This window comes from bacterium (genome assembly GCA_024228115.1).
In the GTDB taxonomy this organism is placed as follows: domain Bacteria; phylum Myxococcota_A; class UBA9160; order UBA9160; family UBA6930.
The window spans coordinates 15,731-29,524 of sequence record JAAETT010000317.1 but is presented as its reverse complement, the minus strand read 5'-3'; the positions used below and the strand labels follow the sequence as shown (position 1 = coordinate 29,524).

Annotated in this window: 12 protein-coding genes; 4 read left to right on the top strand and 8 right to left on the bottom strand. The window is 66.1% G+C overall.

What is annotated here, in order from left to right; genetic code table 11:
- Positions 1 to 154: 154 nt before the first annotated feature.
- Positions 155 to 868, bottom strand: coding sequence for a hypothetical protein (locus GY937_14155; protein MCP5057844.1), 714 nt, complete (start codon positions 866 to 868; stop codon positions 155 to 157).
- Positions 869 to 1,258: 390 nt separating this feature from the next.
- Between GY937_14155 and GY937_14150 the strand changes: the two genes are divergently transcribed.
- Positions 1,259 to 1,930 (top strand): FkbM family methyltransferase, encoded by a 672-nt coding sequence (locus GY937_14150; GenBank protein MCP5057843.1) that lies wholly within the window; start codon positions 1,259 to 1,261, stop codon positions 1,928 to 1,930.
- Positions 1,931 to 1,948: 18 nt separating this feature from the next.
- Here GY937_14150 and GY937_14145 read toward each other — a convergent pair whose 3' ends face one another.
- On the bottom strand, positions 1,949 to 4,504 hold the full coding sequence (locus tag GY937_14145) for a hypothetical protein (protein ID MCP5057842.1): 2,556 nt from the start codon (positions 4,502 to 4,504) through the stop codon (positions 1,949 to 1,951).
- A complete protein-coding gene (gene kdsB / locus GY937_14140; protein ID MCP5057841.1) occupies positions 4,501 to 5,271 on the bottom strand; it encodes a 3-deoxy-manno-octulosonate cytidylyltransferase in 771 nt (256 codons plus the stop codon). The genes GY937_14145 and kdsB overlap by 4 nt, the downstream gene beginning before the upstream one ends.
- 35 nt (positions 5,272 to 5,306) lie before the next feature.
- On the opposite strand from kdsB, the gene GY937_14135 reads away from it, so the two are divergent.
- Entirely contained in the window at positions 5,307 to 6,197 is an 891-nt protein-coding gene (locus GY937_14135; protein MCP5057840.1) for a ParA family protein, read from the top strand.
- A 382-nt stretch (positions 6,198 to 6,579) separates the two neighbouring features.
- Here GY937_14135 and GY937_14130 read toward each other — a convergent pair whose 3' ends face one another.
- Positions 6,580 to 7,332 carry a hypothetical protein gene (locus tag GY937_14130; GenBank protein ID MCP5057839.1) on the bottom strand — a complete coding sequence of 251 codons (753 nt, stop codon included), beginning with the start codon at positions 7,330 to 7,332 and terminating at the stop codon, positions 6,580 to 6,582.
- A gap of 58 nt (positions 7,333 to 7,390) precedes the next feature.
- Positions 7,391 to 8,260, bottom strand: a complete 870-nt coding sequence (locus GY937_14125) for an ATP-binding cassette domain-containing protein (GenBank protein ID MCP5057838.1) — start codon at positions 8,258 to 8,260, stop codon at positions 7,391 to 7,393.
- On the opposite strand from GY937_14125, the gene trkA reads away from it, so the two are divergent.
- Positions 8,175 to 9,524, top strand: a complete 1,350-nt coding sequence (gene trkA, locus GY937_14120; GenBank protein ID MCP5057837.1) for a Trk system potassium transporter TrkA — start codon at positions 8,175 to 8,177, stop codon at positions 9,522 to 9,524. The genes GY937_14125 and trkA overlap by 86 nt on opposite strands.
- A gap of 6 nt (positions 9,525 to 9,530) precedes the next feature.
- Here the strand turns inward: trkA and GY937_14115 are convergent, their stop codons facing one another.
- Positions 9,531 to 10,082, bottom strand: a complete 552-nt coding sequence (locus GY937_14115; GenBank protein ID MCP5057836.1) for a TIGR04211 family SH3 domain-containing protein — start codon at positions 10,080 to 10,082, stop codon at positions 9,531 to 9,533.
- Positions 10,083 to 10,259: 177 nt separating this feature from the next.
- On the opposite strand from GY937_14115, the gene GY937_14110 reads away from it, so the two are divergent.
- The gene (locus tag GY937_14110) at positions 10,260 to 10,922 is read left to right on the top strand and encodes a hypothetical protein (protein MCP5057835.1); all 663 of its coding nucleotides are present in this window, start codon (positions 10,260 to 10,262) and stop codon (positions 10,920 to 10,922) included.
- On the opposite strand, the gene GY937_14105 is transcribed toward GY937_14110, so the two are convergent.
- A complete protein-coding gene (locus GY937_14105) occupies positions 10,919 to 12,127 on the bottom strand; it encodes a CoA transferase (GenBank protein MCP5057834.1) in 1,209 nt (402 codons plus the stop codon). The two genes, GY937_14110 and GY937_14105, sit on opposite strands and share 4 nt — an antisense overlap.
- Before the next feature lie 60 nt (positions 12,128 to 12,187).
- The gene (locus tag GY937_14100; GenBank protein MCP5057833.1) at positions 12,188 to 13,774 is read right to left on the bottom strand and encodes an FMN-binding glutamate synthase family protein; all 1,587 of its coding nucleotides are present in this window, start codon (positions 13,772 to 13,774) and stop codon (positions 12,188 to 12,190) included.
- Positions 13,775 to 13,794 lie beyond the last annotated feature (20 nt).

Genomic DNA, 13,794 nt, shown 5'->3' with positions numbered 1-13,794 from the left:
AGCGTTTCCCGAAAGGCCGGCCTCAGCCGGCTCCTCTGCCCGAAGCCGTCTACATCAACCCGCCGCTAACCCATGCGGCACCCCAAGGAGATGCTCACTAATTCCACGACCGCGGTGTCTCAAAGTCGTTGGCAGGTTCCGCTCGTTGGGGCCGTCAAAAGCGCGGTCCCAAGGCGCGCCGGTTGCGGGCGCCCCACCCAGCCAGCACGACGAGCAGCAGCAGGGTGTTCAACGGAGCCTCGGGGATGCGCAACAAATCGACCTGGCCGACGATCGTGAAGGCCTGGCTTTCCACGAGGTCAAAGCCCTCGATCAGGAAACTCACGTTCGCGAATTGAGAGACATCCGGGGGAGGAAAACCGGTCGGCGAGCTGATGTCCGACAGCGCCTGGCCACTGGGATCGCTGAGTACGAGTTGCAGTTGTGTCCACTGGAGCCACGGCGGGAGGTTCATGCCGGTTGCAAGGGGTGGCGTGGCAAGAAAAGAAAAGCCGTCACCGCCGGCATCGAAGATTCCACCCCCGCCAGCAGCAAGATCGTTGGCCACTTGGATCTCAAGAGTGGTGAAGTACGGACCGCCCGGGAAAAGGACATCGAACCCCCAATTCCAACCACTACCCGCATATCTTCCCAGGTTGGGATTCCCAGGTTCGAGGTCGAGCGCCGCGAGATCCCAATGAGAATGGCCGAACAGCTCCATGCCTGGGCTGAAGAACAGGGAATCGAGCTTCGTCACGGTAGCTGGTGCGCCGGCGTTGACTGAAAGGATCGACCCCTCGAGAAAGAACTCGGCAAACGCTTCGGCTCGGTCGCTGGGTAGCGAAAGCGTGAAGAACACGACCCAAAGGACGAACAGGTGAACTCGCATGGCGAACCTCCTCGCGCATTCTCGCCTGCCGATTGGACATGACACGACAATCGACGTGGAAAAGGATACCACCAAGGAGCCTACGGCTGAAGACCCCAAAGGGAGTTGTCGTGCGCCACTCCAGGTTGGAACGTCGGGGCATTTTGTCTGGGAGTCGTCCGCGCAGGATTCGGAGTCTGCATTCACTTCGGGGTCAAGCACCTGGCCAACCCGCACCGCATCGTGCTGGGCCATCAATCTCGAAATACCAATGGAATCGGAAGCTTGGGAGTCACGAGTCGTTGCACCGGTTTGGCCGACAACGCCCCGCCCGGGGTCTCGTGCGAGGATACGCTGCAGTAGGGGTTCCGGCGGCGCCCGAATTCGATTGGGGCGCTACCCTGCGCGGCCATGCAATCCGATCTGCGGCCCTACGAGCGACGTGTCTATTCCCAATGTGGTGAGGACGGCGTCCTCGAACACATCTTCGAATCCATCGGGTGGGGCCAACGCCACTTCGTGGAGTTCGGCGCCAAGGACGGCCAGGCAATCTCCAACACCGCGAACCTGCGCGTGAACCACGGTTGGACGGGCCTGCTGATGGATGCCGGTGCTTCCGACGGCGACCCGCTCGTGAAGCGGGCGTTCATCACGGCCGAGAACATCAACGATCTCTTTGCCGAACACGAAGTGCCCGAACGCTTCGACCTGCTGTCGATCGATATCGATGGCAACGACTACTGGGTCTGGAAGGCGCTCGATCGCTTCACGCCGCGGGTGGTCGTGGTCGAGTACAACATCTTCTTCCACCCCGGCGATGCCCGCACCATGCCCTATGACGCCGATCACGTCTGGCAAGAGGAAAGCAGCTACCACGGCGCGAGCCTGGCTGCGCTGCGCAAGCTGGGCGACGAGAAAGGCTACGCGCTCGTGCACACCGACAGTTGGGCACCCAACGCCTTCTTCGTGCTCCGCTCTGACCTCCCCGAAGACTACATCGAGCGCCCCACCCATGAACTCACGGATTGGCGCTACTTCCGTGAGCCGCCCGGCACCGAGGGCATGACCTGGACCCAGGTCTAGACCCAACCGCGCGACCCCCTATCGCGCCTGCCAGACTTCGGCGGCGGTCGGATCGGCCTCTGCTTCGGCGAAGACTTCTGGGGGGAGGAGGCTCGCGGCGATGGCCGTGGCCTGGGCGGCCGGGTTGCGATGGCCGGCGGCAAAGAGTGCGCCGGCGGTCTGGAGGGCGTGGCCTCCGTCTCCGGCGCGGCGGGCGGTATCGGTGAAACCCGGGAAGGGTGTGGCGTGCGTCAAGCTGGCTTCGCGCAGTCGCTTGGCGATCTGCACCCAGGCCGGGCCAACGATCGGGTCGAGTTTTCCGCGCTTTCCTCCGGCGTGATTTCGGGCGGCCAGGAATTCGAGATGGGGGTGGTCGTCGGTGTTCAGCGGCGCATCCCATTCTTCAGCACCAAGCCGACCGATATAGAGAGACCAGAATGCATCTGGATGGGTGACCCAACGGTCGTTCTCGCCGGCTCGGGCCAAGGCAGTGACGCGCGCCTCCACAGTGGCCGCGTTGGGGGGAGCACCCTTCCAGCCGACGAGCGCCACGATCGGAAAGCTCCCAAAGAAATCGCCTCGGAACACCAATGCATCCGGAAACACGGATTGGAAGGTCGCGGCGATGATCGACAGCTCGGCTTCCGAGAGCTGGTAGAGAGGGAGCCATTGGCAGAACAACCCCCTGTCGGTCAGATGCTCACGGGCGGATCGGAAATGCTCCTCTGAGTAGAGGGAGCCTGTCCCAGCCCGCCACGGTACGAAGAGGTCGGCGACCACCACATCGAAGCGTTGGCTCGTGCTGCGGAGAAAGCTGCGCGCGTCGTCGAGGACCACCCGGGTGATGGGTGCCCGGTACACGCCGCGATTCACATCGCTGAAGAAGCTGGCTGCCCTGACGACGGCTGGGGTCAGTTCGACGAGGGTGAGCGCTTCGACCGGATGCGCGAGCGCCGCGCCGGCGCTGCCGCCGGTCGCCGAGCCGAGGAAGAGGGCACGGCTCGGTGAAGGATGGAGAAGCAGCGGGATGTGCCCCTGGCGTTCCTGATGCACACGATCCGCGCTTCCGCCCAACGCATAGTGGTTGTCGGTTTGGATGAACCGCCCCCCGCTGCGCTCGACCACGGCCACGAGGCCAGCGGGAGTCTCTTCGCCGAAGAGCAGATGGTCGTCGGCAAGGAGGCGCAGAGCCGGAAGACTGAGCGGGTTGCCTCGCGACAGGACCAGCATCCAGGCCAGGCCCAGGGCGACATCCCGAAGGAGACGCGATTCGCCTGGGGCGGTGGGGATCGCGATTGCGGCGATTCCGTACAGGACGGCCACGGCTGTGAATGCCAGCCACAGGCCGAGCCCTGGCAACAGGATGTAGGGGGCCAGGAGGGCACCGAGTACGGCCCCGGCCGTGTTGATCGCCAGCAGCCTCCCGGTCGTCCTCGCGGCCACGACCGCCCCTGGCCGGCCGCTCGTGGCGCCTTCCGCCGCGCACAGAACTGCGGGAAAGAGCAGGCCCGAAGCGAACAGGGGAATGCCTGCTGCGCTGAATGCCAGACCCAGAGCACTCCACAGGTAGCCCGGCCAAGGCTCTTTGCTGCCCCAATAGGCCAGGCCATCCGTCATGCCGACGAAGACCATTGGGAAGGCGGCCCAGCCGACGGTCGCAGCGACAGCCGCCCATGCGAGAAGCGTGCGCGGATGGAAACGTCTGGCCAGCACGGCGACGCAGCCTGCTGCCGCGCCGAGGGCCACCAGCACGGTCACGAGCACGAGGCCGAATGCGTAGGTCGATTGATTGAGCACCCGGGCAAACGCCTGAACGAGGAGAGGCTGGCAGGCGAAGATTGCCACGCCCGAGCCACCCGCAAGGGCCAGGAGGGCCGGGAAGGACAATCCTGCGGTGCCGGGCGGGTGTTCCTCCGCTTGTGGCGGGTCGGGAGTCGTCTCCTTCAGTGGTTCAGCGGATTCCGAGGAAGGGGCGGGGCCCGCCGACATCCAACCGATGCCACCCGCCAATGCCAACGCCAGTACACCCAGGCCGTAGCCCGTCTGCACGCCCAGCAACTCCGGCAGCACGAAGCTGGCCAGGGCCGCGCCGGTTGCTGCCCCGAGCGTATTGGCACAGAGCAGTGTTGCCGCAGCACGGCCCAATGAGACACCTGATCCGACACAGCTGGAAACGAGCGGCGGAAGCGTTGCACCCAACAACACGCCCGCGGGCGCCGCCGCGACCAACGCCGCGCCGAAGCGCAAGGCGACGAGTGCGCCGGGCGCATCGCGAAGTGCATCGGACGCACCGTCCACGAGGCCGCGCAGCAACCACAACAGCAGCGGAACCGCCGCAGCGGCAACAGCCGCGCCCAGCTCGAGCCCGCCGTATACCGCAAGCGGACGCCGGGAACGCGCGGCCAACCGCCCGCCCCAGGACGCACCGAGGGCCTGCCCCGCGAAGAATGCCACCAAGGTCGCCGAGACTGCGGGCGCTGTCGCGCCCAGCAGCAGACGGAATTCCCGAAGCCAGAGGGTTTCGACGACGAGGGCGCCCGCCCCGGAAAGAAGGAAGAGTGCGGAGTTCCGGACCAGTGCCCGGCCAGGGCTCACCGCCCGCGGCCTGGTCTTGGTGAACTCGCGCCGCGGCGCGACAGGGCGTCTTCGACCCGTGCAACGTCTGCCGGCGTGTCGACGGGGATGCTCTGCCAGCCTTCGATGATGGCGCAGCGGATGCGGTAGCCGTGCTCCAGGGCCCGGAGCTGCTCGAGCGCTTCGCTGCGTTCGAGGGGTGTGGGTGCCAGGCGGACGTACTCGAGGAGGAAGGGACGTCTGTAGGCGTAGAGGCCGATGTGCTGCCAGATGGGAGGCGCGGGGGCTCCCTGACGACGATGGGGGATCGGACTGCGAGAGAAGTAGAGGGCGTCGCGGTTCTCGGCCAGGGCTACCTTGACCCGATTCGGGTCGCCCAGCGCTTCCGCCTCCGCGGCATGCACCACCGTCGCCATCGGCAGGTTGGGAGCTTCCAATAATGCCTCGACGGCGGCGTCCACCACGAAGCCCTCGATCATCGGCTCGTCGCCCTGGATGTTCACGATCACGTCTTCTTCGAGCGTGCGCGCCACCTCGGCCAGGCGGTCGGAGCCGGTCGGATGATCGGCTGAGGTCATGGCGACCTCGGCACCGAAGGCCGTGCAGGCCCGGGCAATACGCTCGTCGTCTGTGGCCACGAGTACCCGGGAGAGCCGCTTTGCCTGGCGGGCGCCCTCGACCACGTGCTCGATCATGGGCCGGCCGGCGATTTCCACGAGCGGCTTGCCCGGGAATCGGCTCGAAGCCCAGCGCGCGGGAACCACGCCCACAGCCCGGACATTCGACATGACGGGATCCTAGCGGACCGGTACCCTTGGCGGTGATGGACGTGTCCCCCACGCGCCAGCCGGTGCTGGCCATCTCGTCCAACAAGGGCGGGGTGGGCAAGACCACCGTGGCCACCAATCTGGCCATCTTCTTGCGCGCCCTCCACGAGGATCTGGGCGTCTTGGTCGTGGGCTTGGACGATCAATCGATCATCGATCGGATGTTCCGGCTGAGCCCCGCGCTGCCCGGCGAGCTGAACCTGAAGCACGGCTGGGCCCAGCGGAACCTGGCCCCGGTCCTCCAGTTGGGTCAGTACGGCATCACCTTCGTGCCGACACCACCGGACACCGGTCCGTTGAAGGCCCGCGCCACGGATCCCAATACGCTTCGGCACATCCTCGATCGGACCGCCTTTCAGGGGCTCACGATCCTGGATACGAAGAGCGATCTCGAGGCGCTCACCCAGAATGCCCTGACAGCGGCGGATCTGGTGATCCTGCCGGTATCGGATTGGCCGTCCTTCGAGGAGGCCGAGAAGGCATTTGCGCTGCTTCGACGCCAGCCGGCCGGCGAGCGCCGAGGCCGGGTGCTCTTCACCCTGGTCGATCGGCGGACTCGGGTCGATACCCAGGGGCGCGATCTCTACGACCGGCTCGCCCGCGCCGCCGACGAAAAAGGCTGGCCCCGTTTCCAGGGCTTTCTTTCGCGCAGCCCCAGGGTCGAGGCGCTGAACTCCGGAACGGGTATTCCCGGCTCGATCCTGCACCATGCGAGAGGTACCGCCGTTCACCGTCAGATGCGCGAGCTCGCCGAAGAAGTGAGCAAATTGCTCGCGATCGGCAGCCCGGGTCCCGTCAAGCGGCCTCCCGAGCGTCGGGTGCAACCGGCGACCGGCCTCGGGGTCGGCCTGAAGCGCGCGCTCCTCAAAGGCCTCGGCTCGCGCTAGCTGCGCTATCCGAGGAGGTTGCTGACATGGGCCGGGGTGGGCCGCTTTGCTTCTCCTGCGTGACACTCGAGTCGCCGGGGCTGGGCACAGGTCGGGCGGAATGGCTCGGCCGGGGGGTCGGGTGGCCGCGTAGGGAGCTGGACGGGGTGTTGCCCTTCGCGGCTTCGCGCGGGCAACCTTCGCGCACGCTGGGCTGGACCTATGCCTGCGCTTTATTTCCGCCCGACCGGTGCCCAGCCCCGGCGAGGTGGTTCCGGTTGCCAGCACGGCCGATCGCGGGGCGGTCAGCGCGGAAGAAAGCGCAGGCATCTCCCTCGGTGAGTGGGTGCTCGTTCGCTGGCGGTGGTCGCCGCGCAAGCGACGCGGGCGGCGGGATCTTGATTTAGGGGCCGTTTGCTTGTTTGGCGGCTTCTCGGTCGGCCTTTCGTACGGCTCTGCGTAGTTTTCCGTGGAGGGCTTTCACGACCACGAGTCGCTCCTCTGCGGCTTCGCGCTCATCGCCGAAAACGGTCTCCGTGTGGTCGGAGAGTTCGGTCACGTTCGCATCTGCATATTTGAGCACGCGCTTCGCGTCGTCCAGCCGGTCGGCTTCCAGGAGGGCGAGGCCGCCGCGCAGGTGTTCCTCGAGAGTGGGGCGGGCCGCGGGATAGCGCTGTGCGGAGTAGCGCAGCAGTCCGCGTTCGAGAGCGAGAGACTCGGCACGAGCTGGGCGATAGCTGCGGCCGGCTTCGCAACCCGGGTTGAAGGTGCCGTGATCCCACGCCACGAGTTTCCCGTCCTGGAAGATCATCCAGCTCGCGCGCTCGACCCGGTGGAAGGTCAAACCTTCTCGAAGACGACAGATGCGATGGGTCGTGAGCCCCACGCTGCCGCGCCGAGCCGCATCGCTCCCAGGCTCGAGGGTCGACCACGGCGGCTCGCTCATCGCAAGCAATCGGAGCTCGACGACTTCCAGCCTATGTCCGTCACCGGCCGGGGCTTCGAACAGGCCCGTCAGGATGCCATCCAGCTCGCCGCCGGGTGCGGGTTGGCTAGCGGCGGCATTCGACGCTGCACGACGCCAAGCCCCCGGGCCGCCGCAGCCAGCCAGGGCCACGGTCGAGACGAGCATCAACATGGAGAGGGTGCGGAACATCCGGAGGATCGTAGCGCCAGAGCGCGGGGAGTCATGACGGGAACGTCCCTGTTTTCGCCTAAGCAGCTCCGATCGTCTGCAACTCCACGAAGCGGCGATAGGGGCCCTCGGGCCGTTCCATCAGATCGGTGTGGCTGCCGATCTCCAGGATCTGGCCGTCCTCGACGAATGCGATGCGATCCGCGTGTCGAATGGTCGACAGGCGGTGGGCGATCACCAGCACGGAGCGCTCGCGGCGAGCCTCTTCCATCGTCTCGACCAGCGCGCGCTCGGTCTCCGGGTCGAGTGCGGAGGTGGGCTCATCCAGGATGAGGATCGGAGATGTGCGCACCAGGGCACGAGCGATGCCGATCCGCTGTTTCTGGCCGACGGAAAGCTTGCCGCCGCCACGACGAGGATCCCGAAGATGTACCGGCCTAACGTCGAAATCGGAGTAAGGAAGAGCAACTCGATCAGCTGGGTGACCATCGCGGAGTCTTGCATCATGCGGTAGATGGTGTCGCCGATCGGGAACAGCGCGATTGCAACCAACCCGAAACCAATGAACAGGGCCATCAAGTGGGGTCGCAGTGGCCGCAGCCACTGCAGGCAACGGCCGAGCAGCCGCAAGACGAGCCTGAAAGGAAGCCTGTCCCGAGCCCCGCCCTGGCCGAGATGGCCGAGCGGTTCGAGGTCTCTCGACCCGGGCTCGAGGCTCCGAGGCGGAACCACGTGCTGGGGAGGGTGCGCCAAGGCTGTCCTTCTGGGCGTCGACCCACCCATGGTCGACGGTAGTCCGGTCCTTCCTCCTCAACAATGCCCTTGGCTTGTCCCCGGAGGGGCGCCGGATACACTTTCCGCCCGTGCAGATCGTCATCGTGGGGGGTGGCCAGGTCGGGACGACCTTGGCCGGAAAGCTCTCGACCGAGGGCCACGACGTCTCGGTCATCGAGAGTGACGCGGCCCGGGTCGCGGACCTTGCCGACAGCCTCGACGTGCGGGTCGTGGCGGGCAACGGCGCCACCGCAGATTCCCTGCGCAGCGCCGGTGCTGCCGATGCCAGCCTGGTGGTGGCCGCCACCGAGAGCGACGAGGCGAATTTCGTCTGCGGACGCATCGCGGCTTCCATGTTCAAGGTTCCCCATGTGGTGGTTCGGCTGCGCGAACCCGACCACGAGGAAGCCTTCAGGGAGCTTTCTCGAAGCGATGCCGTCGACATCGTCTGCGTCAATCCGGAGGCCGCCGCGGTCGAGGAGATCGCGTCGCTGCTCGAGGTGCCTGGTGCCCTCGACGTATCGACCTTCATGGAGGGCGAGCTGATCGTCGCCGGATTTCCGATCCACGAAGGCTCGGAGTTTGCGGAGCGGCCGGTGCTCGACATGAGGCTCTTCTTCGCCGAGACCCCTTCTCTCGTGGCTGCCATCCACCGCGGAGATGGCGCGCTCGTCCCCGACGGCAAGGAGACGATCCGAACCGGGGACATCGTCTACTTCGCGCTCGCCCAATCGGATCTCGATGGGATGCTCGAGCTGCTGGGTCTCTCCCAGGACGCCAGCCGCAAGGTGATGGTGGCCGGGGCGGGGCGTATGGGGTTGGCGCTGGCCAAGCGTCTCGAGAGCCAGACCGATTCATTGGTCGTGATCGAGCCGGACGAGGAACACGCTCGTCGGGCTTCCGAGCAGCTCGCTCACGCCATCGTCGTTCACGGGCCCGTCACCAGCGAACGTCTGCTCGATGAGGAACAGATCGAGCGGGTAGGGACCTTCGTAGCGCTCACGGATGATCACGAGACGAACCTCGTGGCAGGCCTGCTTGCAAAGAGAATGGGAGCGGAGCGCGCATTCGCGCTGGTCGATAATCCCGCCCTGGCCAACTTGATCGGTGAGACCACCATCGACGCGATCATCAGCCCAAGGCTCCTGGCGATCGGTCTCACCCTCCAGCACATCCCGGGTGCGGTGGTACACGAGATGGCCGCCTTGCTCGGGGATCGTGTGGAAGTGTTGGAAGCGGAGGTGGCCAAGGGTGCACCGGTATGCGGCGACGTCATCGCCAATCTCGACCTGCCCCGTGGGCTCCTCTTCGTGGCCATCGGCCGTGATGGCGAACTCAGGGTTCCTCGCGGTGCCGACAGGGTGGAGCCGGGGGATCGCCTGCTCGTGGTCGCAGCCAGCGAGCACCGCGCCCGGTTGTCGGAGCTACTGACGCCCTGATCGGCGCTAGAGGCGCAGGCGGCTCCCGCGTCGCCGGCCGGAGACCCCGTGCAGGATCGCACCCAGGGCCATGCCGGTACAGAAGATCAAGGCGCCCATCAGCCATTCGGCATAACGTGTTCCGGCCCGGAGCTTGTAGTTCTCCTGGGTGAGCCGTTCGATCGATTCCTTCTGCCCACTATCCGACGAACTCAAGCTGCTGTTGCTTTCGCGCAGTCTCTCGGCCTCGTCGGTGGTCGAGGCCAATGTGCTTCGCAGCTGCTCGGCCTCGGCCTCGATCTGGCCGAGGCGCACCGTCGGCGGAGCTTCCGCGTCGAGAAAACCCGCGGCGATCCAGCCGGTCTTGCCGTCGCCGGTACGAACCTGGGTCCAACCGTCACCGCGCTTGACGACCTCCAGCCGATCGCCCGGCTGGGCGGCCGCCAGGATGCGATACGCGTTCCCCGGGCCACTACGCAGGTTGAGAGGAGCCCCCCGAACCCAGGCTCTCTCGGCCTGGACGGCTCCGGCCAGGAGCCAGAGCCCTGCTAGACACGCAACGACGATCCCCCGGCTCATCCCATCTCCCTCGCAGCCAGGAATTGTATCGACCTCCGAGAAACATGGGAGTCGGAGGCCGTTTCCCCCCACCCGGGCTGATACCGCGAGCGCTGCCGGGCCACGTACCAGGGTGCCCCAGGGCTTGCCGCCCTCGTCTGGAGACTTCGCCGCCTTGCTTCGATACGATCCCACCCGATGATTCGGCTTCGCCTGCTTCTCGTCCTCCTCCATCCCTGGTTTGCCGTCTCGGCGTTGGCTCAGCCGCCCGGTCTGCTCCCGGCCCTGAGCGTGGATCAATGGGAGGTGCTCGAGCGCGGTGAAGTCGTCGTGACGGAGCTGCCGCCGAATGGTGGAAACGGCTACGCCTACAAGACCTATGGGCTGGTCGAAGCGGCTCCCGCCCACGTCTGGCGGGTGATCCAGGATTGCGACCAGCTCGACGAGTACATGCCGCGCATGGCCCTGGCTGTCGAGACGGAGCAGACCGAGAACTCCTATGTCTGCGAGACCGAGATCGATCTGCCGTTTCCGCTTTCGAATCGACGCAACAAGGCCAGGTCGATCCTGGAGCGATTGGCCGGCGGTGTCTTCCAACGTCATTGGACCCTGACCGACGGCGACTGGGACTACCATCGCCATGATGGCTCCTGGACGATCCATCCCTGGGGCGATGCCGGCGAACGGTCGCTGCTTGAGAATTGGATCGACTCCTGGCCGAAGACGGCGGTTCCCGACTTCGTCGTCGATGCGGCGCGCACCGTCCAGGCGCCGGCAGCATTCGAAGCGATCCGCGAACGGGTGCGGGGGATTTCCTTGCATGACGTGTCGGCGGGGCCGACCGGGCTTCGAGCCAACTAGCCCGCCTTCGTCTCCAGGGCCGCGGCGATTTCCGCTTCCGAAAGGCCCGCTTCGCGCAGCACGTCCGCGCCGTCGGCGCCCAGCTCCGGCGCAGGCCGGTCGCCTGGCATGGCGTGGTCGGAGAACCCGATGGGAGGCGCGATTGTCTCGAACCTCCCCGCCGTGGGGTGCTCGACCTCTGCGAAGACGCCGTTGGCTCGCGCCTGGGGATCCTGGACGGCCTCTGCCAGGCTGCGCACGGGCGACCAGATGATCGCGTGGCCCGATAGCTCCTTCTCCCACTCAGCCAAGCTGCGGCTCAGGAAGGTCTCCCGCAGGATTGTGGCCAGTGCTTCGCTATTCCGATACCGGGCACGGGCACCGTCGAAACGTTCGTCGGCCTCGAGCTCCGGCCTGCCGATCGTGCGGCAGAGCGCCGGCCAATAGCGATCGGATTCGATCATCACGAGGAAGACCCAGCGATCGTCAGCGGTGGGGTAGTGGCTCCAGAGCGGGTTGCGAGGCTTGTTGCGATCGTGGTGGCGAGGGCCGGTGCCCGTCGCGAGCGTTGGCGCGGCGTCGTTGCCCTGGATGTAGAAGCCGATGTGCATCAGGTTCACGTCCACCGTCTGACCGTGACCTGATTGATCGCGCACGCGGAGGGCGGACAGGATGCCGGTCGAAAGGGCAAGGGCGGCCGCATGATCTCCGACACCCGGCCGCAGCCAGGCCGGCGGGGCATCGGGCTCGCGCATCAGGTCCATCAATCCGGTCCTCGCCCAGTACGCCGCATAGTCGAATGCCGGCGTGTCGGCTTCGTCGCCCTTCGGGCCGTAGCCGGTGAGGCTCGCGACCACCAGTTCGGGCCGGCGTTCGCGCAGGCTCTTCGGGTCGAGCCCGTATTTCGCGAGACGCCCCGGAAGCATGTTGGTCAACACCACGTCGGCGCTGTCAATGACCCGCAAGAGCGCGTCGCGCGCCTCCGGCTTCCGCAAGTCGAGTACCAGGGAGCGCTTGCCCCGGTTGTCCATGTGAAACTGCGGGGCTTCGGGGAAATCACTCTGCCAGCCAAGCAGCTTCGGGCGAGAATGTCGAAGCGTCTCACCGCCCGGCACCTCGACTTTGATCACCTCGGCACCCAGGTCGGCCAATAGCGCCCCCGCCGCAGGTGCAGCCACGAAGCTGGCGATTTCAACCACACGAACATCAGCAAGCGGTGCGCTCATGGCCGAGAGGATACGCCAGGACCGCCCCGAAACCTCACGGCAGCGCTTCGAGTCTTCCTTCTACGGCTGCGGAAACACCTCTTCAGCGGCTCGAATGCGCCCCATGACATCGCGGTGGACGGCGTGGTGACGGGTGAATTCGGTCGGCGAGCGGAGGCCGGCGGCCGCCGTGAGGCTCCCCAGTCCCGCGCGTAGGGTCGTGATGTAGTTCAGTACCCGGTACTGCTTTTCCTTCACGACGAGAGCCTTCATCAATTTCTCGTCCGTGGTGGCTACGCCGACCGGGCAGGTGTTGTTGTGGCAGCGTTGCGCCTGGATGCAACCGACGGAGATCATCATGCCTCGGGCGATCTGCACCGCATCGGCGCCGAAGCAGAGTGCCATGGCGATGCGGTCCGCGGAGAAGAGCTTGCCAGACGCGATGACCTTCACCCGATCGCGGACGCCCGCTCGCCGCAGCGCATCGTCTGCCTCGATCAGGCCGGAGCCGACGGGTAGGCCCATGCTGTCGGCCATCTCGCGGTAGGTGGCACCCGAACCGCCTTCGCCGCCGTCGACGGCGATGAAGTCCGGGCCGTCGCCACGCTGCGACATTGCCAGCGCGAACTCATCCAGGCTTCCGGGCCCGCCCACCACGACCTTCACGCCAACCGGCTTGCCGCCTTCCTGGCGCATGCGCGCGATCCATTCGAAGAGATCGTCGAGGTCGGAGATCATCGGAAAGCGCGCGGGCGAATCGATCGTCTGGCCTACCGGGACCCCGCGGATCTCGGCGATCTCCGCGGAGACCTTCTCTCCCTCCACATGGCCGCCGCGGATCTTTGCGCCCTGGTGGAGTTTCAGCTCGAAGGCAACCACTTCCGGAATGGCGGCTTGCTTGCGGAACATGTCCCAGTCGAATTCGCCGTCGTCATCGCGCACGCCGAACAGGCCCGGGCCGATCTGGAATACGATCGGGCCCCCGCCCACCAGGTGATGGGGAGAGAGGCCACCTTCGCCGGTATTCATCCATGCCTCGGTCGCCCTGCCGAGTCCCAGGGAAATGGCCCGTATGGCGTTTCGTCCGAGAGCTCCGTAGGACATCCCGCTCATTCCCAGCAGTCCGCGCATCCGCCAGGGATGTGCGAGGTCCGGGCCGATCACCGGCGCATAGGCATCGTCGAGGCTCCAGGGCGCGATCTTCTCGGACTCGATGTGCTCCGATCGACTGAACAAGCCGTCGTGGTCGGTGACATAACGTTGGGTCTCGATCGACGGTTGCAGATCGAGGGCGAGATCGGTGTACAACGTGGGCAGGATTCCGTTGCGCAGGTACCAGCCGGGCCGCTCGAAATCGCGCTTCGAGCCGAAGGAGATGACCGACTTCATGTACTTCCCGGACAGCACCATGTTGGTGTAGTCGTCGCGGGAGAAGGGCTTTCCCTCCCTGTCCCCGTCGAAGAGGTACTGACGCATTTCCGGGCCCAGATGCTCGAAGAGGTATCGCAGGCGGCCGAGCAGAGGGAAGTTGCGCAGCACGGCATGCTGGCTCTGGAACCGATCGTGGAGGTAGAACGCCGCCAGGGCTACGGGCGGGCCGGCGATCATGGTGATCAACAACCCCAGGGTTGCGATCGAGACCCATTCTCCGATCCAGCCGAGATCCATTGCACATCCTCCTTGCGCAA